This window comes from Spirillospora sp. NPDC048823 (genome assembly GCF_043198445.1).
Classification (GTDB): domain Bacteria; phylum Actinomycetota; class Actinomycetes; order Streptosporangiales; family Streptosporangiaceae; genus Spirillospora.
This window is the reverse complement of record NZ_JBICUT010000007.1, coordinates 221,673-244,604: the sequence shown is the minus strand read 5'-3', so window position 1 is coordinate 244,604 and position 22,932 is coordinate 221,673. Positions and strand designations below refer to the sequence as shown.

Here is a 22,932-nt window from a genome sequence, read left to right as displayed (position 1 = left end):
CCCGCCCGCCATGCCCCCGCCCGTGACGGGCTCGCCCGTCACGGGCCGGCCTCCTCCGCCTCCAGCGGGTCCAGGACGAGTTCCGGGTGCTGTTCGCGGAATTTCAGCACCCGCTCCTCCAGGTCGTCCGCCGGGCCGTGCACCGCCCGGAAACCGGTGAACAGCGTCGCGCAGTACTCGCGCGACAGATATCCCGCGTCCCACCTGCCCTCGGGCCTGACCCACTGGTAGGTGTGGTTGTGCATATTGAGAAACTGCAGCATCGCCAGCCGGGGATTCATCTCCCGGAATTCTCCGGAATCCATGGCCTCGGCCAGCAGATTGCTGATTATCCCCTCGAACTCGCCGCGCTGCCGCAGCAGCCGGGTCCGGTTATCGCCGCCTAGCATCCGGTAGTCGTGCTCGTAAACCCAGATATGGTCGAGCCGGCGCAGGATGATGGACAGCAGCGCCTCCGACAGCAGCCTGAGCCGCAGCACGGCGTCCACCTCCAGGCGGGCGACCCGGCGTGCCGTCCGCAGCAGCGGCCGCATCACCCTGGACTGGATCTCGACCAGCAGGTTCTCCTTCGACCCGATGTAGTAGTAAAGCGCGCCCTTGGTCAGGCCGGCCGCGCCGCCGATCTCATTGATCCCCGTCGCCGCGTACCCCTTCCGGGCGAACAGTTCGGCCGCCCGGTCAATGATCTCCTGGCGTTTGATCTCATATCCCGGGCCATGGCCTGGAGGGCGGGGCATCGCGTTCCCAGTTTCTCGCTAGGCGGTGACGAGATGATTCGCAGTCTCGTTTCTCAAGAGAACACGATAATACCCGTTGCCGCTCATTGCCGGAATGACGGCCGGCCGCCCGGACCGACCGCGTCCGCGATGACCGGACCGCGTGATCACCCTGGGTGTCCTAGTGGCTCTGCCAGACCAGCCGGACCCGGTCGAAGCGCCGCGCCTCAAGGTCCTCGCACATGATCATCCAGTAGAGCCGCCCGCCGTCGCCCCACTCCATGCCCGCGCCCTCGTCACCCGCGATCTGCGCCAGCAGCATCCACCGGCGCGCCTCGTCCCACAACCGCTCGTCGTCGTCCAGGTTCCCGACGACGCTCCCGGCGATCTCCAGGGCGACCGGATGCTGGATGTGCTGAGGTCTTCCGCCCACCTGATGACCGGCCTCGCCCTGGTCCTCGTCGAAGAGCACGTACTCGAAGTGCTTGACGCCGTCGAGGTCGTCCGGCGTCAGCCCCAGCGGCTTCCACACCTCCGAGTCCATGAGGCGGACCGGGTCCATCCCCGTCACTTGACGCAACGGCACGTGCCGGTACGGGGACAGCGGCTCCGGTGTGCGGCGCGGTTCACCCTCTGTACCGTCCGGAACGTACAGGACCCGCGCGCCTGCACAGGTCTCCGGATCGTCCGTGTTCACGTATGAGCTGAAGTTATGGGCCTGCGGGTCGAAATAGAAGAAGAGCAGCTTCCCGTCCTTGGGGAGCCCGACACCGGGCAGCCCGGCACAGTCCAGCGAGGCGACGAACGAGAGCGGGCCGTGCCCTTCCCAGTGCGGCCATTCGACGGAACCCGGCAACAGCGGCTCGCCACCGAGCGCGCCGACGGTCTCGTCCCCCGCGCCCGCCGCGAACAGGCGATACCCGTCGGGCTCGGCAAGATGGATCCAACGCTCGGCGAGATCCTCGGGGAGCCCGGCACGGACGAGTTCGGCGAATCGCGACATCGCGAGCATGACGGGCATGCTGCCAGAGGCCACGGACGAAAACGACACAGCGTCCAGAACCCGGCCACGGCCCTCGGCTACGCGTCCGTGGGGACGATGGCGTGGTCGACGAGGTTGAAGACCGTGAGAGGGTCGCGTCCGCCGAACAGCAATGAGATCACGATCGCGGCCATCGCTTCGAGGTGGAGACTTTGCCGCAGGTCACCGATCGGCAGTGGTTCACCACCGATGTCGGCGATCAGTTGGCGCGTCGCATCCAGAGCCGCCGGGTGGTCACCGCAGTAGGGAACGACCAGACGGCGATCGTCGAACAGCGGCGGCTCCATCTGCCAGACGCGCGCGTGGCAGAGGTTGAACGCCTTGACCACGTGTCCGCCGGTCGCCCGCTCGATGTCCTGCGCCATCGACCGGCCGGGTTCTGCGACCAGAGTGAATCCCTCGATCTCGACGGGGTTGAGTCAGCCGATACTCCACACCCGCGGGTGCGGTGGCCAGGACCCGCCGCTCCACGATGTTGTTGCGCTCCAGCTTGCGCAGTGTCTGGGTCAGCATCTTCTTGCTGATCCCGCCGATTCGTTCCCGCAGTTCGCCATGGCGGTGCGGACCACCTCCCAGCCCGAACACCACGACGACCGACCAGGTGTCGGCCACCAGGTCCAGCGTGGTGCGGGCGGGGCAGTCGGCGAGGAACACATCGTGGTCACTCATACAGCGCCGATCCCCGCGTCCTCCGACGTCGCGGAGCGAATGGCTCACGCCGAGGATCTGCTCTCACCAAGTGCCGCATGCCTCAATCATGCGCCTTCCGTGGCAGTTCTCCATCGTCAATCCCCTGAAGCGTGGAGACGCGCACGTCCGGTGCTGCTCAGCGGCCCAGGTCGCGGCGGGCGAGCCGCCAGGCGCCTGCGGCGATCAGGATGATCGCGGCTGCGGCCAGGACGGTTGCGTCGCCGAGGTGGAGGCCGTTCTTGAGGGGCTCGCCGCCGATGTAGTAGTGGTACGGGGTCAGGTGGCGGAGCCGGTCGGCGCCTATCTGGGGGGCGAAGCCGTTCAGGGCGTAGGCGGCGACGCCGAGACCGGCGGTGATGCCGAAGACGGTGGGACGGCTCTTGCCGGTCGCGGCGCCAAGGCCGGTGGCCAGCGCGCCGAACAGGATCGTCAGCAGGGCCAGGTTGACCGCCTGTGCGGTGAAGCCGGCGAGGCTGATGGTGTCGAGTTCGGCGGTCGAGCGGATGGCGAGCATGGCGGCCAGGACGGTCACCGCGATCGCCAGGGCGCCGGCGGCCAGGGCGGCGAAGCGGTGCAGCAGCAGGCGGGTGCGGCCGATGGGGTGGGCCAGGAGCAGGTCGAGGTAGCCGGATTCCTCGTCGGCGGAGATCATGCGGGCGCCGGTGGCGGCGCCGTAGAAGGTGGCCAGCAGCGGGACCAGTAGTCCGAACACCGCGCCTTGGAGGTAGCCGGCCGCGTCAGTGGCGTCGTCGAAGCCGAAGCCCCGCATCGCTTCGGGCACGCCGGCCAGGGAGTCGGCGGTGATCTGGGGGTAGAAGCTGCCGTACATCATCGCCAGGAGGCCGGTGGCGACGGCCCAGACGGTGAAGATGCGCCGGTTGTCGTACAGGGTCCTGGTGAACATCGAGCCGCTGAAGGCGCGGGCGGGTCCGGACGCTCCGGGGATCGTGGTGGTGGCCGCGGGGCCGGTGGTGGTCATGGTGCCGCCGTTCGTGATCGTGTCGGGTGGGGGGAGGGGTCAGGCGGCGGCGCCCCTGCCGGGCTCGTCGGTCTGGCCGGTGTAGTAGCTGTGGAAGAGCTCTTCCAGGTCCTGGGTGTCGGCGTGCAGGCCGGTGACGGTGTGCCGGGCGGCGGCCTTGATCAGGGGATCGGGGCTGCCCTCGACCCGGCAGGTCAGGGTGGCGCCGTCGGCGGCCAGGTCGGTGACGCCGGGCAGGCCGGCGAACTCCTCCACCGGCACGGGGGCGGCGAAAGTGATCCGCACCTGGAGGAAGGAGCGGGCGCGCAGGTCGGCGACGGTGTCCATGGCGACCAGGCGGCCTTCGCGGATGATGGCGACGCGGTCGGCGACCGCTTCGACCTCGCTCATGATGTGGCTGGACATGAACACCGTTTGGCCGTTGGTCCGGGCCTCGGCGACCATGTCCAGGAACATCTGCCGGATCAGGGGGTCCAGGCCGGAGGTGGGCTCGTCCAGAATCAGCAGTTCGGGCTGGTGCATGAACGCCTGCACCAGGCCGACCTTCTGCCGGTTCCCCTTGGACAGGGTCTTGATCCGCGCGTCCAGGTCCAGTTCCAGCCGGTCGGCCAGTGCGGCGATCCGGTGCGCCGGGACGCCCCCGCGCAGGCCCGCCAGGAACGTCAGGCACTCACCGGCCTTCTGCCGGCCGTCGACGACGAAGTCGCCGGCCAGGTAGCCGATGCGGCGGTGCAGCCGCACCGCGTCGCCGCGGGGGTCCAGTCCGAGGACGCGGGCGGTTCCGGAGGTGGGGCGGATCAGGTCGAGCATCATCCGGATGGTGGTGGACTTGCCCGCCCCGTTGGGGCCCAGGTAGCCGAACACCTCGCCTGCCCGCACCTGCAGGGACAGGTCGGCCAGGCCGCGGCGGGTGCCGTAGGTCTTGGTGAGGTGGTCGATGTCGATCGCTGCGACGCTCATGCCGGGAGACGCTATCAGAGTCTTCAAAGATTTTTGAAGACTCTGAGCTGTTAAGATCTCGTCAGGCGATTTTCAGGAGGGGGACCTTGGCGGACACTACCGAGGCTGCCGAGCATCTGGCGCTGGTGCTGGCCCAGGGCGGGCTGCAGAAGGCGACCGCGCGGGTGCTGGCGGCGTTCATGTTCGCCGACGAGGACAGTGTCACCGCCCCGGATCTGGCCGAGCGGCTGGGGATCAGCTCTGGCAGCGTGTCGGGGGCGATCAAGATGCTGTCCACCGTCGGGCTGATCGAGCGGGCCCCCGCGCCGGGCAGCCGCCGCGAGCACTACCGGGTGCGCGAGGGCGCCTGGGCCACGTTGATGTCGGCCCAGAACGGCCTGGTGCAGGCGATGTTCGAGTCCGCCGACCGGGGCATCGAGGCCGCCGGGCCCGACAGCCCCGCCGCCCGGCGGCTGGACGAGATGCGCGACTTCTACGGCTTCATGTTCCGCGAAATGCCCGCCCTGATCGAGCGCTGGCGGACCGGACGCGACCGCCGCTCCGGTACCTGACCACGGGCGCCTGAACACGGGGTCGCCCGACCACTGGGGCACCTGAACACGTGCCGCCTAAGCACGGGGACGCCGCGGTCGCGGGTAGGCGTCCACCGGAGCCGGGGACGCCGGTCATGGGTCGAGTGGGACCGAACCCGCCCCGTTCCGCTGCGCCCCGGGCGCGATGTGCTCTAATGCGGATCGACCTCGGGAGGGCGACCCTGTTTCGGCGCAGGACTCAGCCAATGCGCGTGCGGCCGTGGGGGACGGTGCTGCTGGAACGCTTCCAGCACCCGGCCCAGATCGTGGTCACCGGGTTCGCGGCCACGATCGCGATCGGGACGCTGCTGCTGTGGCTCCCCGCGGCCACGCACGAGCCCGGTTCGGCCCGGCCACTGGACGCGCTGTTCACCGCCACATCGGCGGTGTGCGTGACCGGACTGGTCACCGTCGACACCGCGGGCCACTGGACGACGTTCGGCGAGGTCGTCATCCTGTGCCTGATCCAGATCGGCGGGCTCGGGCTGATGACGCTGGCCACCCTGTTCGCGATCGTCCTGTCGCGCCGGCTCGGGCTGCGTGCGCGGCTCGCCGCGCAGGCCGAGACCAAAACCCTGCGGATGACCGACCTCCGCCGGGTGATCAGGCAGGTGGTGCTGTTCACTCTGGCCTGCGAGACGATCGCGGCCGCGGTGCTGTGCGGGCGGTTCGCTCTGGGGTACGGCGTGCCGTTCGGCCGCGCCGCCTACCTGGGCGTCTTCCATTCGGTGTCGGCGTTCAACAATGCCGGGTTCGCGCTCTGGCCGGACAGCCTGGTCCGGTTCGCCGACGACCCGTGGATCAGCCTGACCATCTGCGCCGCGGTCATCATCGGCGGGCTCGGGTTCCCCGTGGTGTTCGAGCTGGCCCGCGGCTGGCGTTACCCGCGCACCTGGTCGATCCTCACCCGAATCACCGTCGGCACCTCGGCGGTGCTGCTGGTCGGCGGCACCCTGGTACTGACCGCGGCCGAATGGACCAACCCCGCCACTCTCGGCGCCCTGCCCGGGCAGTCGCGGGTGCTGGCCGGGTTCACCGCCGCGGTGATGCCGCGCACCGCAGGGTTCAACAACCTCGACATCGCCGCGATGCGTCCCGAAAGCTGGCTGGCCACCGACGTCCTGATGTTCATCGGCGGTGGCAGCGCCGGCACCGCCGGCGGCATCAAGGTCACCACCTTCGGCCTGCTGGCCTTCGTGCTGTGGTCCGAAATGCGTGGCGAACCCCGCGTCAACATCGGCCACCGCCGGCTGCCCGACTCCACCCAGCGCCAGACCATCGCGATCGTGCTGCTCAGCCTCGGCGTGGTCACCACCGCCACCCTCACCCTGCTGGCCATGACCGACCATCCGCTGGACCGGGTGCTGTTCGAGGCGGTCTCGGCGTTCGCCACCGTGGGCCTGTCCACCGGCATCACCGCCGACCTGCCCGCCGCCGGCCACCTGGTGCTGATCGCGCTGATGTTCATCGGCCGTATCGGCCCCCTCACCCTCGGCACCGCCCTGGCCCTGCGCGAGCGCACCCTCAGCTACGAACTCCCCGAGGAACGCCCCATCGTGGGTTGACCTTCCGGTTGGGGTCGAGTTCGTTCCACGGGCGTGGTCTAAGCCTCGCTTCTCCTCCACGATCTGCAGTTCCCCGGCCGGGACGGGCGAGACTGGACTATCCGCCGGTGCGGACCCGGCCGATGAGCGCGGCGAGCTTCTCGCGGAGTTCGGTGCAGGGCTCGGCCGCGCGGACGCTCTCCAGCACGTCGACGGCCTCCGGTGGGAACTGCTTTGGGGACCAGCGCTGGAGGGTGAGTACGGCCAGGCTGCGGTAGCCGTGCGCATGGCTCCGCAAGGCGGTGTGGATAATCTCCCAACCGTGGCCGGGATAGGTGCGCAGCCGGCTGAGGACAAGGTCGAGGATCTCTTCGTAGGGATCCGCGTCCCCGGCGGGCTCCGGCGGCCCGGTCATCAACCGCCGCAGCGGCAGCAGCCGTCCGGCGGCGGCGAGCGCCACGTCGATGCCTTCGGCGGTGTTCGTGGCGCCGACCCGCGCGCCGGGGCCGCCGTCCAGGAGCCAGCACAGACATGACGGTTCAGGGGATCGGACTCCAGCCGGCGCAGCAGGTGATCCCGTACGGGTAGACCGGCGTGCCCGGCGACCCAGGCCGCCCTGACGAATTCTCCCGGATCGGCCGCTGCCAGGCTCGTGGTCACGATCGCCTGGGCCGCCGGTGACGACAGAAGGTCCCGGTAGAGGTCACGTACGCGAGACAGTCCTTCGGTGCTCCAGTGGGCGTCCCTGGCGAAAGGGCTGCACAAGAACGCGTACACCGGCACCAGCTGCCCCAGCCGGTTCAGTGTCGGTGGCCGTGCGGCGACATGCCGGGCAAAGTGCTGCACGGCGGCCTCGGCGTCGGGGTATCCGAGGATGCCGAGCGAAGGCCATTCGAGTTCACACAGCGCGTACAGCACCAGTTCGGCGCCGCGCAGGAGATCGTCGTCGACGGTGTCGGCGGCGAGCGTTCCGGCCAGGTCCCCGGTCTCGGCGACGACCTCGGCGAAGTAGACGTCCAGAAAGCCGCCGTCGCAGGCGTCGCGGATCAGCCAGTCCTTGTCGCGCTGCTCCACCTGTGCTCCACGCAGGCCATTGATCGCGTCCACCCGTCCCCAGTCGCTGGTCTGGTGGGCCATTTCCAGCAGCGCTTCGTGCGGGCGCGACTGTGAGGTGGCCAGGGCGTCGGCCGCGCCTCTGGGGTGGCTCAGCGAGGCGAGGGTGAGGATGAGGTCGCGGTCGTCGTCGTGCCCGGCCAGGCCCAGCAGGATCAGACCGAGGTCGACCGCGCTGACATGGGTACCGGTCCCGGCCAGCCATCGCCCCAGCAGGCGAAGGCGGTCCGCGGGCACATGATCGAGTTCCCGGATCCCGGCGGCCAGCTTGTCGCGGCTGCCACTGACGTCCAGGGGCCGGATCCGGTCGTCGAGCACCGACAGCAGTTCACGGTCCGGCGGCCAGTGAGTGACCGCCCGGTCCAGCGTCCGGACGAGTTCCGCGATGTCGGCACGGGTCAGATCGCGCCGATGGGGCGCTTCATCCCCGTCCGCCGGCGCGTCCGGCATCGGACGGCCGCCTTGGGGCAGTGGACCGGAGCCGTGCATCCGCCGCAGCCGCTGAGCGTGTTCGTAGTAGGGGAGCCCGTCCCCGACGGGGCCGCCGAACTCCCACTGTCCCGGGCCGCTCATGCGAGCGCGGCCTGGACGTCCCTTCGATAGATCATGGACGAAACGTACACCCTGGGCGCCGAATGGATCAGCGTGACATCACAGACCGGAATGACGGGGAGGCTCGCTACGGTCCGCCACATGGCCATTCGCTGCACTTGAACACTGGCGCCGATCCGTCGCCGAAGAAGCCCGACAGATTGCCTCGGGCGAGCTTGACGCCGGCTGCGCGTCCTCGGCAGAGCTCTTCCCAGAAGCCATGCTGATCCGCACGGACGAGGTCCTTCAGCCCTTCGAGCGCGAGATCGCAACGGTCCCGATTGAGCCGTCCCGCCGCCGGATCAGCCGGTGGGCGAACGGCGGGCCCCATCGGCCGGCCGGCCGGCGAGGCCGAGGACGAGGGCGCGGAGTTCGTCCGTGCGCTCGATGGCGAAGGCAGGTGTGTGCCACCATTCGCGGGCCATGTCCAGGCCAGACCCAAGCGCGATCCGGCCGTTGGCGCCACCAAGCGCGAGTTAAAATCTAGGTAAAATGATCTCGTGGTCCTCATTATTGTTGTTTTGAGCATCCCCGTGCTGGTGCTGGTCCCTCTCGGGTTGTTGGGCCTGGTTGGAGGGCTGCGCGAGCGCGAGCCCAAGGTGGCAATCGGTGGTTTGATCTTCTTGGTTGCCGCTGCGGGATTCGGGTGGGGGATCTCCTTGGTCGTCTCGGTGAATCATGAGATAACTGGCAGCCGGGTGGCCCGCGCCCACGCGGTCAACTGCACCGCCGAGATCCTCGGCGTGCGCGGTGAGCGCGCCCAGATCAACGACACCCGCTTTTACCGCGTCCGTGTGCGGGTGCAGGTTCCCGGAAAGGCCCCTTTCGAGACCGACAGTATCGCCGCAGTGTCGCCGCTACTCGCCGGTGACATCGGTGCGAACCGGTCCGGTTACGCCTGCCTGGCCGATCGCGACGACCTCAAGAAGGTGGAGATCCTCTGGGACCAGCCGATCCGCTGACTGTCCGGACGGGGGCGGTTCTCCTTGTCTCCCCGGGCGCCGGTCACGGATGAAGACGGCTGAACAGCGTCGCGGCAACCGCCGCGAGGACGGCCCCCGCAACGGCGAAGACCCGCGATACCAATGCCGGGGACGTCGATGCCGGCTAGGGCAGGATGTTTGGGTCGGCGGGGGGAGGCCCGTCGCCATGCTGGCGATGATCGCCCACCGTTCGCCCTCGGGACGTCACCGAGCTTGACGGGCCGGGTCGGCGACGCGCCCGCCGCGACGGCGGAACCAGTGGCGGTGGGTGCGGAAGAAGACGATCAGGAAGAGGGCCTGGATGCCGCCCTCGATGAGGATCAGCAGTGCCGAGTCGACGGCGCGGAGCGCGGAGCCACCGGTGAGGCCGTCGGCGACGCCCGTGGCCGCGCGGACGAAGGCCGCGATCACGATGGGTCCGCCGAACAGTGCGAACGAGGTGAGGGTGACGGTGGCTCCGAACACAAGGAAGACCGAGTAGACGCGGGTGGCCAGGCGTTCACGGGGTGACAGGCCGGTCGTCGGGTCATGGGCGGCGCTCTGGCGTCGCAGCACCGCGGCGGTCGACCTGGAGAGCAGGTACTTGGCGTAGGCGAGCCCGTCCTCGAAGAGGTTGCGGGTGCGCAGCAGTTCACGCAGCACGAAGTACAGGTCGGTGCGCATGTAGACCTGGAGTTGGAACGGGATCGTCATCAGGACGGTGACGACCAGCGCCTGCAGGATCGCCTTCGCCGACGACGGCACGCCGGTGTGGGCGACCAGCAGCACCAGCGTCGCCATCAGGAACACGTCCCAGGCGAGCCCGGCGAGGTAGACCCGGTACCGTTTCCGGCGCGGCACCCCCCACACCCCAGTGACGTCGGTCTGCGCCACCAGGTTGTGGAGGCGGGTGCCGAAACCGATGCGTCCCGGCGCGCCCAGCGAGCGTGCCGCCATCAGGTGCGTCATCTCGTGCACGCTGATCGACACCGACATCATCACCGTGTTGACCAGGACGGCGAGCCCGACGTAGTCCGTCCAGAAGAAGTCGGAGTAGGTCGGCAGCAGAGCGGGCCGCAGGGCGAGCGTGACCAGCGCCGCGCCGACCGCCGCCGCCCAGACGACCTTCGCCGGCAGGCCGAACAGCCACGCCACGTTGCGCTCGGTGAGCCGGGTGAAGTGGCTGGGCGGGGCGTCCTCGGCCGGGTCGGGGAGCGGGTCCCCGTCGATGGACCGCACGAACCCGAGGTCGGTGAGGGCCTCGACGAGTTCGGCGAGGTCGACCTCGACCTGGTGTTCGGCGGCGATGCGCGCCTCGGCCGCGTCGACCGTCAGGCCCTCGCGCATCAGGATGATCGCGTCCCCGTACACGGCGGGGAGCTCCGCGAACTCCCCGATCCGCAGGCGTCCGACGACGACCGCGTCGGGGTCGTCGTCGTCCGGACGGACCACAAGCGGGTGGAACTCGACCGTGGTCACGGCGTTCCGCAGGTGGGGCAGTCGTGATCGTGCGGGATGTCGATGAAGTACGAGTGATCCCACATCGCGTAGTTCCAGTGGAAGACCCGGCCGCGTGCCTGGGTGGGCAGCCCCGCGAGGTGGTACAGCACCTCCAGCGCGCACAGGTGCCCGCTGACGTTGGCGCTCGCCGCGATCACCGCGTTCGGGCGTTCCTCGGTGAGGGAACGTCCGTGGGCCTTGAACTCGCGCTGGTCCTCCTGGCGGCGCAGGCACGCCCAGCATCCGGTCTCGCGCGGTACCAGCCCGCCCACCACGGCCATCGGCCCGGTGTAGAAGCTGACGAACCAGGGGGTGCCGGTCCGCAGCGCCGCCTCGTTCGTCCAGAACATGATGTCGGGGTGCGGCTCGTCGGCGCACAGGACGAACAGGTCGCAATCCTCCATCAGCGCGGCGATCCCGTCGGGACCGTCCGCCTTGACGGTGTCACCGGTCACCTTCACCAGGCCGTTCATGGCGCGGAGCCGCTCCACCGCGCGGTCGACCTTGGGCAGGCCGATGTCCTGCTCGGTGTAAAGGAGTTGCCGGGTGAGGTTGGACTCCTCCACCACGTCGAAGTCGGCGACGTGCAGAGCGCCGATCCCGCTGGCCACCAGCCCGGCCGACACCGCCGAACCCGTGCCGCCGAGGCCGAGCAGACAGACCTTCGCGTCCTTGATCTTCGACTGGATCGCGTACGGCGAACTGCGCTGTGCCGTGTCGATCCACGCGAAGAAGTTGCGGGCGGGCTCGTAGCGGACGGCCTCGCGTTCGTCCAGGTTGCCGGGCAGCGGCGCGCCCGCGTCCTCGACGAAACCGCCCTCGATCAGCTCCTGGATCACCTCGCGGGCACTGTCCTCGTCGACGCCCGGGTGGGTCTCGGCGAAGGCGGCGCACACCTGGTCGACCGTGCGGCTGCCGTCCATGAGGGTGATGAGCCGGGCGATCCCGCCGTCCTCACCGTCCTGGATCTCGGCCGCGACGCCCTGCTGCATCAGGCCGATCAGGATGCGGTCGCCGGGCAGGGCCAGGGGTTGGTGGACGCGCTTGATTCGAGGAAGCCGCATGCGAGCCTTCTGGTTGCCGACAGGGGAAGGCCGGCCAGGCCGAGACCTGACCGGCCGGACACTAAGCGGAGGATCAGCCGCCTTCGCGGAGACCGGTCGTCTCGATCTTCTCCAGACGCTTGATCTCCAGCTTGATCTTCTTGACCTTCGGAACCTGCTTCGCCTGCTCCACCTTCTGCATGGGACCTCCTGGCGGATCGAGGTGCAACGCGCCTTGCCGCGCGATGATCTTGATCATAAGCTGAAGATCACCTCTTGAGAAGGTATGCGTCGAGAAAGATTTTCGTCGGGTACGGCGCCGCCGACCCGGCCGGAGCCGATGCGCCCCCGTGCCGCGCGGGGAGTTGACCTCCCGGCGGTGGCTGCTGCCAGAGGTGATCGTGGAGAGGTTGAACGCCTGGCCGTTGAAATGAGAAAAGTGCCTCTGGCTTGGGAGGATCGGGATTGCGAAGTCACGATTCAGCCCATGCCGGAAGGCATTTTCAAATTCAGCACCTGAGAACGCATTAGCCCTGGCCTTGTGGGGAGTTCAGGCCACGAAGACCCGCCGGTAGAGCGCCGACAGGTGGTCGGCGAGTTGCTGGCGGGTCCACTGCCGCTCGTTGAGGAGCAGGTCGATCACGTCGAACGAGCTGAGCGCGAGGAGCATGTCCGCCCCCGTCCCGATCGTCCACTGCGGGGCCAGCCGGCCCTCGTCCGCCAGCAACTCGATGGCTCGCCGGCACCCGCCGTAGCGGGACGCGGTGGCCACCTCCCAGTGCTGGACGGCGTCCGGGTCGTGGCGGGTCGCCTGCTGGATGGCGCGGGCGGTCGGCATGATGCGCGGAAGGAAGTCGGCCGCCATCTGGGCGCGCGCGTCCAGCGCCGCGATCCCGTCTGCCGCCTCCCAAAGGGGCCGGAAGGCGGCGTCATGGTCCTCGACCTCGTTGAGGTAGTCGACCAGCGCTGCCAGGAGGTCGCTGCGTGAGGAGAAATGCAGGTAGATGGCCCGTCGGGAGACTCCGGCGCGTTCGGCCACCGCCGCCATCGTGGCCGCCGCCGGGCCCTGCTGCTCGATCAGCTCCCGGGCGGCCTTGAGCAGTGCTTGGGAGGTTCGGCGGCTGCGTGCGTTCCGTGGGGTCTCGATGGCGGCCATGTCGACAGTCTAGCCAAAACTTCACATGGTGAGTATTTTATGGAGTGCGCAACATGTGAAGTTAGGAGCATCGTGATGTCGGATCTCGCCTCCCGTCGGCTGATCACGGCGGGCGGCGCGGTCGTCGCGGTCTGGGCGGCCGCCAAGGGCGTGGGCCCCGGCCTGAAGCAGCCCGCCAGCGGCTCCGCACGGCCCGGCCGGATCTGGACGGCCGTCGCGACCGCCTGCCTGCTGCTCTCGCTGAGCGGCCCGTTCACCGGACACGGGGTGAGCACAGCCAACTGGCTCGGCCTGGTCCTGCTGCACCTGGCGGTAGGGGCCGTGGTCATCCCTGCCCTGGCCATGACGACCCGTCGCGCCAGCTGAACCACTTGCCGCCCTCTGGGCCGCGAACTTGGAGGTTTTTCATGCCCGTCGGCTATCTGATCCCTGTGGCGCTTGTCGCGCTCGGCACGCTTTTCGCGCTGCGGCCGGTGCCGTTCGAGCGGCCGCTCGGCCGCCCGAGCTACTACTTCGGCCTGGCCGCGAACGAACTGCCGTTCGCGGCCTTCTTCTGGATGCTGCTGCTCCCGACGGCGCTGGCGTTCGCCCAAGGCGACATCGACTCGGCGGGCGGCTGGGCGATCGTCGCCCTGGCCGCCGTGACTACGCCCGGGCTCGTGGTCATCGCCCATCGCGCGCTCGGCGACCGCGCGCGGATCGCCCGCGCCTTGGACCAAGGACTGGGCGCCGGATGGCGTGCCGCCCTCGACGCCGACCTCGCCGAAGGGCTGCGGCGCCGACCGCCGCTGGCCCGCATCCTGTTCCTGCCCATCCTCAAGCGCCGGCCGGATGTGCGGCGCGTGGCCGACCTCGCCTACGGCGACGCCGGCCGCCGCAACCTGCTCGACCTCTACCACCACCGCTCACGCCCGCAAGGCGCGCCCGTCATGATCCACCTGCACGGCGGCCACTACGACAGCGGCCACAAGAACAGCCAGTCGCTTCCCCTGCTCTACCACCTCGCGAGCCAGGGCTGGGTGTGCGTCAGCGCCAACTACCGGCTACGGCCCCAAGTCCAGCACCCCGACCACCTGATCGATCTCAAAAAGATCATCGCCTGGGTGCGCGAGCACGGCCGCGAGTACGGCGCCGACCCCTCCACGCTGTTCGTCGCGGGCAGTTCGGCGGGCGGGCACATGGCGGCGCTGGCCGCGCTCACCCCCAACGACCCCGCCCTCCAGCCGGGCTTCGAAGACGCCGACACCTCCGTGACCGGAGCCGTCTACCTGAACGGCTGGTACGGCCCCTATTTCAACGGGGAGCCCGGGTCCTCGCCCCTCGACCACATCGGACCGGACGCCCCGCCGTTCTTCGTAGCACACGGCGACCTCGACCCGATGGTGCCCGTGACCGACGCGCGGAACTTCACCGACCAGCTACGCCAGGTCTCGAACGCCCCCGTCGTCTACGCCGAACTGCGCGGCGGCAACCACGCCTTCGACCTGTACCACTCCTTCCGCTTCGAGGCGCTCATCGACGCCATCGAGGCATTCACCGTCCAGGTCAGATCGCAGAACAAGGCCCCCCAGCCTTAGAGGCTGTCCGTGCCCTCGTCGGCGGGGGACGGCGCAGTGGCGGGCGCCTCGCCTCGTCGCGATGCCGGTGCACGGGCTTCTGTCTGATCATGGTGTTCCTTTGATGTCGGGCCTTCTCGACGTTGTGGGGCTGATAGTCGAAGCTGGCGGAACGCGGGACGCCTTCAAGTAGCGTCGACAGATGGCTATCCGCACCGTTGAACTGCCGCCGGAGTTGGACGCGGAACTCGTCAAGCTGGCGCTGAGCGCTGGCGTCACGGTTGAGCAACTCATCGTCCAGCTCCTGGAGAGCGGGGTGGCGGCTCGAGCAGCGGCTGTCGGCGAAACCGTCGCCAGGGTCGTCGGGGAAGACCAAGACCTGCTCCGGCGGCTGGCCGACAGCTAACCGGGCATCCGCCGGAGCGGACGGCGGCCCGCGGTCAGGTGTTGACCCAGCCGAAGAAGTGCCAGCCGCCGAAGTCCGCCGCCCGAGCGCTGCTACCCGGTGGCCGCGCCCCTCGTTTCGGCTGCGCGTCGGGTGAGGGTTCGGGTGAGCCGGGATGGGGTGTGTGTGAACCTTTACCAGCGCGGTGCGGGGCGTCGGCGTCAAGATGGCCATCATGGGTCGGGGCAAGGGCTGGTGGACGTGGTTGGCGGTGCTGGCGGCGGTGGCGGGGGTGCTGGTGCTGACCGGGGTGACCTTCGAACCGGTGTTCGACAAGGGCAAGGGCGGAGTGCCGGAGGCGGCGGACCTTGCGCAGTTGACCGGGGGGCTTCTGCTCGCCGCTGCGGTGGCCCTGGTCGGCACGGTGCGGTGGGCTCGGCACCGCACCCGCCGACTCGGCGCCGCCGCACGGGCCGCGGACGTCCTGGCGCAGGCCAAGGAGTTACTGGCCGAGCTGGTGGACCAGCAGTGGAAGAACGAGGCGCGGCTGCGGTCGCTGGACGCCCCCGACCCGATCCCGGTACGGTGGCGGACCCCGGACGCGGCCGAATTGATGGACCATGCCGTCAACATCGACCCGTCCGCCGGAGCGGCCGGTGGGCCGGCGCGGTTGTGGTGGGCAGCATCCAGTGCCGATATCGGCACGCTGGCCGACCGGTTCCGCCGCACCCGGCGGCGCCGGCTGGTGATCCTGGGCGGACCGGGGGCCGGAAAAACCACTCTGGCGGTGCAGCTGCTGTTGCACCTGCTGGCCACCCGCACCGGCGATGAGCCGGTCCCGGTGCTGCTGCCGGTGGCCGGCTGGGACACGCGGCGCCACCCTCGCCTGCAGGAGTGGATCGCCGACCGGCTCACCGGCGACTATCCGGCGCTGCGCTCACCGGAGCTGGGCGCCGAGGTGGCACGGGCCCTGGCCGGTCGCGGGCACATCCTGCCGGTCCTGGACGGGCTGGACGAGCTGCCCCCACCCGCCCAGAAGGCGGTGATCACCGCGCTGAACCGATCCTTGGGCGGGGACGACCAGCTCATCCTCACCAGCCGCACCACTGAGTTCACCGCCGCGGTCACCACCGCCGGGGACGTGATCACCTCCGCCGCCGTCCTTGAATCCCTCCCGCTCACGCCTGCGGCCGCCGCCGACTACCTCACCCGCTGCCTGCCGCCCTCCCCCGGACCGGCCTGGCAGCAGACCCTTACCGCGCTGCGCGCCACACCCCCCGCCGACCAGACCCCACCCGGCCAGGAGGCGGCGCACCGGCCGGCGGCGGCGCTGGCCGACCTCACCGCCACCCCGCTGGGACTGTGGCTGGTCCGCACCGTCTACACCGCACCCGCCGCCGACCCCACCCCACTGACCGACCCCGCCCGCTTCCCCACCCCCACCGCGCTCCAAGCCCACCTGCTCGACCAGCTCATCCCCGCCCTGATCACCACCCGCCCCCCCAGCGACAATCCCGCCGACCCCTTCCGCCCCCGACGCTCCCACGACCCCGCCCAGGTCCGCCACTGGCTGGGATACCTGGCCCACCACCTCACCACCCAACCCGCCACCGGCGGTCACGGCAGCCAGGGCACCCGCGACCTCGCCTGGTGGCGACTGGCCGCCACCACCCACACCTTCGCCCCCACCACACGACTTCGGCTCACCCTCACCACCACCCTCACCACCGGACTCGCGGTCGGGCTCACGTTCGGGCTCATGACCACGGGGGGGCTCTCGAACAGGCTCACGGTCGGGCTCACAGCCGGGCTCACGGCCGTACTCAGTTACGGGCTCGCGTTCGGGCTCACGTTCGGGCTCACGGCACGCGGTCATGGGCGCAAGATGCACCCGGATACGCCGACCTGCACATCCGCCGACGCTCGGCCGCCCTCGCGCGCGCCCTCGCGGCCAGGCTCCCGCTCGGACTCGCGGTCGGGCTCGCGTTCGGGCTCGCGGTCGGGCTCGCGAGTGGGCTCGTGGAGGGGCTCGCGTACGGGAACTCGAGCGGGCTCGCGGACGGGCTCAGGGAGGTGGTCGTGTATGCAGGGCTCGTGTTCGGACTCCCGCTCACGCTTGCGCTGGGGCTCGTGGCTTGGGCAGCGACACCAGCGCAGACCCACCACGCCACAACACCGATGAGCAGCTGGCGCACCGACCGGAGTCTTAACCTGCTCCGCGTCAGCACCATCACTCTTGCGTTCGGTCTGGCGTTCACACTCGTGGTCGGGCTCTCGGACGGGCCCGTTTTGGGGCTCGTGTTTGGGCTCCCCTTCGGGCTCGCGGCGGGGCTTTCGGGCGGACTCACGGTCGGGCTCGCGTTCGGGAAACACCGAGCCTGGTGGGCCTTCCTGCTCGCCACCTGGAAGGTGGCACGGGCCGGTCACCTGCCACGTCGGCTGATGCCCTTCCTGGACGACTGCCACCGCCTCGGCCTGCTACGCACCGCCGGCCCCTACTACCAGTTCCGCCACGCCGAACTCCACGACCACCTCGCCGCGACCCACCCACCCCCACACAACACCGGCCGACGCCACAACCGCCCCACCTGACCGGCAACACCAACACCGCCCACGCCAAAGACCGCAGGACGACCCCACCGGAAGGCCCGGACGCCCCGCCACCCCCGCCGCACCGGTAGCGCAGTCGGCCGTCCAGCAAGGTGCTCTGCTACCTGGCGGCCAAGGTCACGTTCGGGGGCCCTCAGTTCGTCAGTGGGTTGCGCGCCCGGCAGGATTCGAACCCGCGACCGTCGGATTAGAAGTCCGAAGCTCCACTGCGGCTCCGCACCCTCGTTCACCTGCGCATACTCTCCGGCGGGACGGCGCTCCACACAAGATCATTCCGTACATACTCCGGATCATGCTCGGAGGCCGCTGCTTGCTCCGCGGGAGGCCCGGCGCGGCGTGCGGCCCACAGGTAGATTGGACACCATGACCGCCCAGCCCGAGGAACCGACTGCGCCGCGCGATCCCGGCGAGGATCCGGCTGCGATCTTCGATGCGCTCCCGCAGGCGCATCGTGACCAGTTCCGGGCCGAGTATGACGAGGCGCTCGACGCCGCTCACGACCTGGCGCGCTTCAAGCAGGTCCAAACTCTCCTTCGGCAGTGGCGCCTGCGGGCCATCGCCTACGACCGTCCCGGATACGACGAGGCGGTGCAGGACGCCCTGCAGGGCAGGGAAGACACCTTCGTGCGCTACACGCCGCCGGGCTGGGAAGGCCGGGTGTGACGTACCGCTGGGACGGCTTCCACGGACGCGCGCTGTACGAGCTGAATGGGCTCCCTGACGAAGTCCGCGACGGCCCACTACTTGAGCGACTCCTCGACCTATTGGAAACACCGTGGGACGCGGTACCTGAACGGCCAGGTCAGACAGCCATCCGCCACGCCTTCTTCGGCGCCAACAGTGAGGGCATGCTCACGCTGCTGATCGACGACGAGGCTGAGACGCTGCGCATCATCGACATCCTGTGGATGGGGTAGCGGCGTAGCCGCTGTTCTTCCCCCACCTTCCTCCCCCCGGCCCGACGAGACCTGTACCTAGCGGCGGACGGGTTCTGTCAAGGGTGGCGAAGCCATCACAGCGTGACGCCCGTAGGGCGCCCTTGACGGGTTCCGTCCGCCGACATCATCAACACATCGGGTCGGGGGGAGCCCCGCACTCTTCCAGCCCAAGCGGCAACATTCCGCCACCACGAGTATCCCGCCCGAGGGCGGTCCCCACGGGCCTCGGTCTTCGCCATACTCACACCATGGACACGTATGAAGGTACGGCCCGGCTGGAGTGGTGGGCGAACCGGAACACGTGCCTATGCTCCGTGAACGTGCGCGTCGTCATTGTCAGCGACGATTCTGGATGGCGCGTCTCGGCGACCTTCGTTCCTCCGCTGACCGGCGAAGAGCGGGAAGGCTGGATGTTCTTTGTGGCGCTGTCGCCCTACTGCACCCTGCGGTTCGACGAAGACGAGGATGCGACGATCGACGTGCGCGTCGAGGAACCGAGCGAGGGAGAGCTGACTCTGTCCGCTGTGTGAAGTGGTGGCAGGGCGGCGGCGCGACCCCGCGGTGAGCGGTCGGGCCTGGGCCAGCGGATGCGTCGCGATGCGCGGCCCGGCGCGGCCGTCCGGTGACCGGCGCCCACGCCGCACGCTCCGGGCGGCCTGGCGCGGGGCCGCGCAGCGGCCTGAGCGCCGCCGCCCCTTGATCCAAAACAGCCCAATTCGGCAACCTTTGGCTTCGTGAATCGGGTCTGACGGTCCTAAGCTAAGTGACAGGTGAGCGCTATAGGGCTACGGTAATAAGCATGAACATCACCCCGGACTCCCCTGAAGAATCTAAGACTGTCCAGTCAGTGGAAGCTTTGAAGGGGGAAATCTCTCCCGATAATCCAATGTTTGAGGTAGAGAGGATTTGTAATTCAGCAAAAATTGAAGTGGAATGGGATGCCCAAACTTACGGGAGGATATGCCTGAAAATTGGCCTTCCAAATGGCCGCGAGAAGCGGTGGCGTGTAGTACCGGACGCAAGTCGAGCGGAGATGTATCGCGCATCAGAATTTCAATTCGTCAGATATTTGGGCGATTACAGCGCGGTCCATTTCATCGATGAGGGCATAATCGAAGCCTCGTTGGTCCGCACAGGCCTCGAACGACCTTTGCTTGACATTCCAGGTCTCAGAATGGATGCCAATAAGACTTTGCTCGGCACGTCGGACTTCCGCGTACTTGAATATGATTCTCAACTAGATATACTAATGAAAACTGAAACCTGGACCATCCCCATTGAGGCAAGTGGCCGCCCGGGGGAGCCCGTTATTGAACTCGGGTCACCTTCAGATCGCTTCCGTATCTATAGTGATCGGAAGAAGTATCGAGATCCGGTGATACGAATCCGTGAAGTTTCTTGCAAGAGCCATGAAGAGGCTCTATCTCTTTTGCAAAAAGTGTCAGATGCGGTACTCTTCGAACTTGATCTAAAGTATTGCACGGCATATACGCTTGCTCGTTCGATGGAAAGTCGTACTGGCCTCGACGCCAGGAAGCTGGTTGCGCCGAGCAATTATACACCCAGTATGCCCAAGAATCATTACCAAGCAAAGCCGCTAAGCCTATATCGGTATGCCCGCTCTGCACTTGGAATGCCGCTCCTGCAGTACCTTGCATACTATCAGGTTCTCGAATTTCATTTCCCAATGTACAGTCGGCGAGACGCGCTCGACAAACTTAAAAATGAATTGCGAGATCCCTCTTTTGATGCCAGCGATGATTCTCACCTCTCGAGAATACTGCTGCTGGCGAGTCGATCTGGAAAAGGTTACGGTGGCGAACGAGATCAACTTAAGGCCACAATTCGCAACTGCGTGGACGTGGAGCGTCTCCGTGGATACATCTCTGATGATCCTGAAAGGAAACCTCACTTTGTCAACTCGAAAGCAATTAAGAATGTGGCGCGCATCGACCTCGGTAACCCTAAAACCGATATTATTGATCAAGTTGCTAATAGGGTGTACGATTTGCGTTGCCGAATCGTGCACGCGAAGGACGGCGACGCAAGCGATCTCCCGGAGCTGATACTTCCCTTTTCGCGAGAGGCGAGCTTGCTCGGCGCAGATATCGATCTAGTGCAGTTCTTGGCTCAACGAGTATTGATTGCGAGTTCATCGCCCATGCGTTTTTGAGCCGGCTTGCCTGCCCCGAGGAAGGTGAAGTATCGCTCGGCTGGGCCGCTGGGCCTGGCGGATATCTGTGGACGTAGGGTACTGCCATGATTCGTGCGGTTGTGTTTGATGTGGGTGAGTGTCTGGTTGATGAGTCTCGGGAGTATGGGACTTGGGCGGACTGGTTGGGGGTGCCTCGGCATACGTTCTCGGCGATGTTCGGGGCGGTGATCGCTCGGGGGTTGGACTACCGGGAGACGTTCCAGGTGTTCGCGCCGGGGTTCGATCTGACGCAGCAGCGTGAGGAGCGGGCCGAGGTTGGGCGGCCTGAGACGTTCGGGGATGAGGACTTGTACCCGGATGCGCGTCCGACGCTGGCCAAGCTTCGGGGTGATGGGCTGTGGGTCGGGATCGCGGGGAATCAGACGGTGCGGGCCGGTGGCATCCTGCGGTCGCTGGAGCTGCCCAGTGACATGATCGCGACGTCGGATGACTGGGGTGTGTCCAAGCCTGATCCGGGGTTCTTCCGGTGTGTGGTGGAGGCGGCGCCGTGTGAGGCCGACCAGGTGCTGTATGTGGGTGACCGGCTGGACAACGACATCATGCCCGCGGCGCAGATGGGGTTGCGGACGGCGCTGATCCGGCGGGGGCCGTGGGGGATCATTCAGCAGGACGACCCGGAAGCCGACCGCGTTCCGACGATGCGGATTGATTCGCTGGGTGAGCTTCCGGGCCGTATCGCTGAGTTCAACGCTGCAGCGCGCTGAGGGTGGTTTGCCAGCCGTACAGGCGGTCGTCCAGGCGGCGGACGCAGTCGGTGTCTGCCCATGGCTGGAGGGCGCGGCGGACGTCGTGCACGCGGTCCATGCCGGTGGCGTACCAGGTGACGGAGAGTTGGTCCAGGGCCTGCTCTGCGTAGGTGCATGCGGCCTCGGGGTTGCGCTGGGCGACCTCGACGGCGGCCAGGTCTCCGAGGATGACGGCGCGCTGTTTGGCGTTGGTGTCGCCGATCGCCTCCAGGACGCCGAGCAGTGTGGCCTTGGCCTGGGCAGGCTGACCGGCCTTGAGCTGGGTGTCTCCCTTGAATGAGGCGAGGCTGACCGGCGAGAACCAGTTGAACCAGTCGGGGGCCGGCGCTCCGGTGCTCTCGGCCAGCATGCGTTCGGCGTGGTCGATGAGGCGAAGGGCTTCGCGGGGGTGTCCGCAGCGGGTCTCGCATTCGGCTTCGACCGCGTCTAGCCATGCCCAGAACTCGGCGGGTGGGTTGCCGCGTCGGGCGTAGGTGCGGGCTGCGCGCATGCGTTCGGCTGCCTCGTCGCGTCGGCCGTCCCATCCGGGGATGAATGCGGCGTGGGCGAGGATCGCGGCGCCTAGTAGCGGGTCGTCGGCTTCTCCGGCGGCCTGGAGGGCGCGGACGTATGAGGCGTCGGCGTCGTCGGGCTGGCGTAGGTCGAAGAACTCGATGCGGCCGACCAGCAGCAGCGACTCCGCGAGCGCGGTGGCGAGGATGGTGCGCGGGACGCCGGTGGTCTCGGCAAGTAGCTGGGTGCCGAGTTTGGTGTGTTCGACCACGGTCGGGTGGAGCTGCGCGGGCTGGACGGAGAAGTACAGGCGGCGTAGGGCGCCATTGATGGCGGAGAAGTCGGCTCCCACGGTGGGGGGTTGGACGGCGGCGTTGGCCTTGGGGAGAGGGAGCGCGGCACCGGTTCCCTGGCCGTGGGTGGTGGGTGCGCTGGTGCTCGGGCGTGCCGGGGCCGGGGCGTCTGCGGTCTCCCAGGGTGGGGTGAAGCCCAGTTCTTCGATGGGCAGTTGCAGGACGTGAACCAAGAGGCGTTGGTGGTCGGCGCGGGGCCATGGCGGGGATGCGGACTCCCAGCGTCGTATCTGTCGGGCGCTGATCTGCATGTGGCCCAAGCCCAGCAGGGGGGCGGCTGCTGTCATCGCGTCGGCTAGTGCCTGCTGGGACGCGTACCCGGCGTGCTGCCGGGCGGCCTTGAGTCGTGTGTTGCCTGCTGGGCGCGGCATCGCTGGTCCCTCCGCTGTGTGTCCTCTTCGTGTCCGACTTTAGCGGTGATACGGGCACTGAGCGGACACTGTGACACGGCTAACTCGATCAAACGTCCTTGTAACGTCCTATAGAAGACCTAAGAAGGACCTTCAATGGGACGTTTCGAGGCGAGAGTGTTGGCCGCATGCGCGACAAGCAGGCAAACAGCGGGTGCGGGCACTGCAGCGGCCGGGGGTGGAAGTTCGTCCATCCTCGTCGGGCGGTGCTGGTGGGAATGCCGGGCGGCTCCGGCCCTGAGGTCGAGCGGGTGCGGTGTGGTTGGTGCGCTCCGGCTCGTGGGGTGCGTGCGGCGTAGCGGGCTGCGGGGCCGGTGGGTGTTGCGGCGGCTGTGGGCGTGGTCGATTCCCGCCGAGTG

Annotated in this window: 24 protein-coding genes and 1 pseudogene; 13 read left to right on the top strand and 12 right to left on the bottom strand. The window is 68.2% G+C overall.

Annotated features, from left to right (window positions below; genetic code table 11):
* Nucleotides 1–38: 38 nt before the first annotated feature.
* The 6 genes and pseudogenes from ACGFK0_RS18890 to ACGFK0_RS18865 form a co-directional block, all read right to left on the bottom strand.
* Nucleotides 39–737: a TetR family transcriptional regulator gene (locus tag ACGFK0_RS18890; protein WP_392906307.1), complete on the bottom strand. Its 699-nt coding sequence runs from the start codon at nucleotides 735–737 to the stop codon at nucleotides 39–41.
* Nucleotides 738–897: 160 nt separating this feature from the next.
* On the bottom strand, nucleotides 898–1,752 hold the full coding sequence (locus ACGFK0_RS18885) for a YwqG family protein (protein WP_392906305.1): 855 nt from the start codon (nucleotides 1,750–1,752) through the stop codon (nucleotides 898–900).
* 44 nt (nucleotides 1,753–1,796) lie between these two features.
* Nucleotides 1,797–2,123, bottom strand: a complete 327-nt coding sequence (locus ACGFK0_RS18880; protein WP_392906523.1) for a hypothetical protein — start codon at nucleotides 2,121–2,123, stop codon at nucleotides 1,797–1,799.
* 61 nt (nucleotides 2,124–2,184) lie between these two features.
* Nucleotides 2,185–2,427, bottom strand: a pseudogene (locus ACGFK0_RS18875) (winged helix-turn-helix transcriptional regulator); the annotation flags it as partial.
* 157 nt (nucleotides 2,428–2,584) lie between these two features.
* The gene (locus ACGFK0_RS18870; RefSeq protein WP_392906303.1) at nucleotides 2,585–3,427 is read right to left on the bottom strand and encodes an ABC transporter permease subunit; all 843 of its coding nucleotides are present in this window, start codon (nucleotides 3,425–3,427) and stop codon (nucleotides 2,585–2,587) included.
* A gap of 39 nt (nucleotides 3,428–3,466) precedes the next feature.
* Entirely contained in the window at nucleotides 3,467–4,387 is a 921-nt protein-coding gene (locus ACGFK0_RS18865; RefSeq protein WP_392906302.1) for an ABC transporter ATP-binding protein, read from the bottom strand.
* 86 nt (nucleotides 4,388–4,473) lie between these two features.
* On the opposite strand from ACGFK0_RS18865, the gene ACGFK0_RS18860 reads away from it, so the two are divergent.
* Nucleotides 4,474–4,938 carry a GbsR/MarR family transcriptional regulator gene (locus tag ACGFK0_RS18860; protein ID WP_392906300.1) on the top strand — a complete coding sequence of 155 codons (465 nt, stop codon included), beginning with the start codon at nucleotides 4,474–4,476 and terminating at the stop codon, nucleotides 4,936–4,938.
* Nucleotides 4,939–5,165: 227 nt separating this feature from the next.
* Nucleotides 5,166–6,524 (top strand): TrkH family potassium uptake protein, encoded by a 1,359-nt coding sequence (locus ACGFK0_RS18855; RefSeq protein WP_392906298.1) that lies wholly within the window; start codon nucleotides 5,166–5,168, stop codon nucleotides 6,522–6,524.
* A 97-nt stretch (nucleotides 6,525–6,621) separates the two neighbouring features.
* Here the strand turns inward: ACGFK0_RS18855 and ACGFK0_RS18850 are convergent, their stop codons facing one another.
* Both ACGFK0_RS18850 and ACGFK0_RS18845 read right to left on the bottom strand, forming a co-directional pair.
* On the bottom strand, nucleotides 6,622–6,963 hold the full coding sequence (locus ACGFK0_RS18850; protein WP_392906296.1) for a hypothetical protein: 342 nt from the start codon (nucleotides 6,961–6,963) through the stop codon (nucleotides 6,622–6,624).
* Nucleotides 6,918–8,189 (bottom strand): hypothetical protein, encoded by a 1,272-nt coding sequence (locus ACGFK0_RS18845; RefSeq protein ID WP_392906295.1) that lies wholly within the window; start codon nucleotides 8,187–8,189, stop codon nucleotides 6,918–6,920. Before ACGFK0_RS18845 ends, ACGFK0_RS18850 begins: the two co-directional genes overlap by 46 nt.
* A 518-nt stretch (nucleotides 8,190–8,707) precedes the next feature.
* Here ACGFK0_RS18845 and ACGFK0_RS18840 point away from each other — a divergent pair.
* Complete coding sequence (locus ACGFK0_RS18840) at nucleotides 8,708–9,169, top strand: hypothetical protein (protein WP_392906293.1); 462 nt, start codon at nucleotides 8,708–8,710, stop codon at nucleotides 9,167–9,169.
* Nucleotides 9,170–9,394: 225 nt separating this feature from the next.
* On the opposite strand, the gene ACGFK0_RS18835 is transcribed toward ACGFK0_RS18840, so the two are convergent.
* The 3 genes from ACGFK0_RS18835 to ACGFK0_RS18825 all read right to left on the bottom strand — a co-directional run bounded on the left by ACGFK0_RS18835 (nucleotide 9,395) and on the right by ACGFK0_RS18825 (nucleotide 12,868).
* On the bottom strand, nucleotides 9,395–10,648 hold the full coding sequence (locus ACGFK0_RS18835) for a hypothetical protein (protein WP_392906292.1): 1,254 nt from the start codon (nucleotides 10,646–10,648) through the stop codon (nucleotides 9,395–9,397).
* Nucleotides 10,645–11,733 (bottom strand): TOMM precursor leader peptide-binding protein, encoded by a 1,089-nt coding sequence (locus ACGFK0_RS18830; protein ID WP_392906291.1) that lies wholly within the window; start codon nucleotides 11,731–11,733, stop codon nucleotides 10,645–10,647. Before ACGFK0_RS18830 ends, ACGFK0_RS18835 begins: the two co-directional genes overlap by 4 nt.
* A gap of 529 nt (nucleotides 11,734–12,262) precedes the next feature.
* Nucleotides 12,263–12,868, bottom strand: coding sequence for a TetR/AcrR family transcriptional regulator (locus ACGFK0_RS18825; protein ID WP_392906289.1), 606 nt, complete (start codon nucleotides 12,866–12,868; stop codon nucleotides 12,263–12,265).
* A 75-nt stretch (nucleotides 12,869–12,943) separates the two neighbouring features.
* On the opposite strand from ACGFK0_RS18825, the gene ACGFK0_RS18820 reads away from it, so the two are divergent.
* The 10 genes from ACGFK0_RS18820 (at nucleotide 12,944) to ACGFK0_RS18775 (ending at nucleotide 21,276) form a co-directional block, all read left to right on the top strand.
* On the top strand, nucleotides 12,944–13,234 hold the full coding sequence (locus ACGFK0_RS18820; protein WP_392906288.1) for a DUF6069 family protein: 291 nt from the start codon (nucleotides 12,944–12,946) through the stop codon (nucleotides 13,232–13,234).
* Nucleotides 13,235–13,275: 41 nt separating this feature from the next.
* Nucleotides 13,276–14,445 carry an alpha/beta hydrolase gene (locus ACGFK0_RS18815; protein ID WP_392906286.1) on the top strand — a complete coding sequence of 390 codons (1,170 nt, stop codon included), beginning with the start codon at nucleotides 13,276–13,278 and terminating at the stop codon, nucleotides 14,443–14,445.
* Between the two features lie 181 nt (nucleotides 14,446–14,626).
* Nucleotides 14,627–14,830 (top strand): hypothetical protein, encoded by a 204-nt coding sequence (locus ACGFK0_RS18810; protein WP_392906284.1) that lies wholly within the window; start codon nucleotides 14,627–14,629, stop codon nucleotides 14,828–14,830.
* 214 nt (nucleotides 14,831–15,044) lie between these two features.
* The gene (locus ACGFK0_RS18805) at nucleotides 15,045–16,991 is read left to right on the top strand and encodes an NACHT domain-containing protein (RefSeq protein WP_392906283.1); all 1,947 of its coding nucleotides are present in this window, start codon (nucleotides 15,045–15,047) and stop codon (nucleotides 16,989–16,991) included.
* Nucleotides 16,988–17,401: a hypothetical protein gene (locus ACGFK0_RS18800; protein ID WP_392906281.1), complete on the top strand. Its 414-nt coding sequence runs from the start codon at nucleotides 16,988–16,990 to the stop codon at nucleotides 17,399–17,401. The genes ACGFK0_RS18805 and ACGFK0_RS18800 overlap by 4 nt, the downstream gene beginning before the upstream one ends.
* A 381-nt stretch (nucleotides 17,402–17,782) precedes the next feature.
* Nucleotides 17,783–18,082, top strand: a complete 300-nt coding sequence (locus ACGFK0_RS18795; protein WP_392906279.1) for a DUF6247 family protein — start codon at nucleotides 17,783–17,785, stop codon at nucleotides 18,080–18,082.
* Nucleotides 18,079–18,336, top strand: coding sequence for a hypothetical protein (locus ACGFK0_RS18790; protein ID WP_392906277.1), 258 nt, complete (start codon nucleotides 18,079–18,081; stop codon nucleotides 18,334–18,336). Before ACGFK0_RS18795 ends, ACGFK0_RS18790 begins: the two co-directional genes overlap by 4 nt.
* A 269-nt stretch (nucleotides 18,337–18,605) precedes the next feature.
* Nucleotides 18,606–18,887, top strand: a complete 282-nt coding sequence (locus ACGFK0_RS18785) for a hypothetical protein (RefSeq protein WP_392906276.1) — start codon at nucleotides 18,606–18,608, stop codon at nucleotides 18,885–18,887.
* Nucleotides 18,888–19,156: 269 nt separating this feature from the next.
* The gene (locus ACGFK0_RS18780) at nucleotides 19,157–20,530 is read left to right on the top strand and encodes a hypothetical protein (RefSeq protein ID WP_392906274.1); all 1,374 of its coding nucleotides are present in this window, start codon (nucleotides 19,157–19,159) and stop codon (nucleotides 20,528–20,530) included.
* A gap of 86 nt (nucleotides 20,531–20,616) precedes the next feature.
* Nucleotides 20,617–21,276 (top strand): HAD family hydrolase, encoded by a 660-nt coding sequence (locus tag ACGFK0_RS18775; RefSeq protein WP_392906272.1) that lies wholly within the window; start codon nucleotides 20,617–20,619, stop codon nucleotides 21,274–21,276.
* On the opposite strand, the gene ACGFK0_RS18770 is transcribed toward ACGFK0_RS18775, so the two are convergent.
* Nucleotides 21,257–22,534 (bottom strand): transcriptional regulator, encoded by a 1,278-nt coding sequence (locus tag ACGFK0_RS18770; RefSeq protein WP_392906271.1) that lies wholly within the window; start codon nucleotides 22,532–22,534, stop codon nucleotides 21,257–21,259. The two genes, ACGFK0_RS18775 and ACGFK0_RS18770, sit on opposite strands and share 20 nt — an antisense overlap.
* Nucleotides 22,535–22,932 lie beyond the last annotated feature (398 nt).

Excerpts from the sequence above, each read along its gene's own strand:
- ACGFK0_RS18890 (WP_392906307.1), bottom strand. The coding sequence starts at position 737 with ATGCCCCGCCCTCCAGGCCATGGCCCGGGATATGAGATCAAACGCCAG.
- ACGFK0_RS18880 (WP_392906523.1), bottom strand. The coding sequence starts at position 2,123 with ATGGCGCAGGACATCGAGCGGGCGACCGGCGGACACGTGGTCAAGGCG.
- ACGFK0_RS18870 (WP_392906303.1), bottom strand. The coding sequence starts at position 3,427 with ATGACCACCACCGGCCCCGCGGCCACCACCACGATCCCCGGAGCGTCC.
- ACGFK0_RS18865 (WP_392906302.1), bottom strand. The coding sequence starts at position 4,387 with ATGAGCGTCGCAGCGATCGACATCGACCACCTCACCAAGACCTACGGC.
- ACGFK0_RS18855 (WP_392906298.1), top strand. The coding sequence starts at position 5,166 with ATGCGCGTGCGGCCGTGGGGGACGGTGCTGCTGGAACGCTTCCAGCAC.
- ACGFK0_RS18845 (WP_392906295.1), bottom strand. The coding sequence starts at position 8,189 with ATGAGCGGCCCGGGACAGTGGGAGTTCGGCGGCCCCGTCGGGGACGGG.
- ACGFK0_RS18830 (WP_392906291.1), bottom strand. The coding sequence starts at position 11,733 with ATGCGGCTTCCTCGAATCAAGCGCGTCCACCAACCCCTGGCCCTGCCC.
- ACGFK0_RS18825 (WP_392906289.1), bottom strand. The coding sequence starts at position 12,868 with ATGGCCGCCATCGAGACCCCACGGAACGCACGCAGCCGCCGAACCTCC.
- ACGFK0_RS18820 (WP_392906288.1), top strand. The coding sequence starts at position 12,944 with ATGTCGGATCTCGCCTCCCGTCGGCTGATCACGGCGGGCGGCGCGGTC.
- ACGFK0_RS18815 (WP_392906286.1), top strand. The coding sequence starts at position 13,276 with ATGCCCGTCGGCTATCTGATCCCTGTGGCGCTTGTCGCGCTCGGCACG.
- ACGFK0_RS18810 (WP_392906284.1), top strand. The coding sequence starts at position 14,627 with ATGGCTATCCGCACCGTTGAACTGCCGCCGGAGTTGGACGCGGAACTC.
- ACGFK0_RS18805 (WP_392906283.1), top strand. The coding sequence starts at position 15,045 with ATGGGTCGGGGCAAGGGCTGGTGGACGTGGTTGGCGGTGCTGGCGGCG.
- ACGFK0_RS18800 (WP_392906281.1), top strand. The coding sequence starts at position 16,988 with ATGAGCAGCTGGCGCACCGACCGGAGTCTTAACCTGCTCCGCGTCAGC.
- ACGFK0_RS18795 (WP_392906279.1), top strand. The coding sequence starts at position 17,783 with ATGACCGCCCAGCCCGAGGAACCGACTGCGCCGCGCGATCCCGGCGAG.
- ACGFK0_RS18785 (WP_392906276.1), top strand. The coding sequence starts at position 18,606 with ATGGACACGTATGAAGGTACGGCCCGGCTGGAGTGGTGGGCGAACCGG.
- ACGFK0_RS18780 (WP_392906274.1), top strand. The coding sequence starts at position 19,157 with ATGAACATCACCCCGGACTCCCCTGAAGAATCTAAGACTGTCCAGTCA.
- ACGFK0_RS18775 (WP_392906272.1), top strand. The coding sequence starts at position 20,617 with ATGATTCGTGCGGTTGTGTTTGATGTGGGTGAGTGTCTGGTTGATGAG.
- ACGFK0_RS18770 (WP_392906271.1), bottom strand. The coding sequence starts at position 22,534 with ATGCCGCGCCCAGCAGGCAACACACGACTCAAGGCCGCCCGGCAGCAC.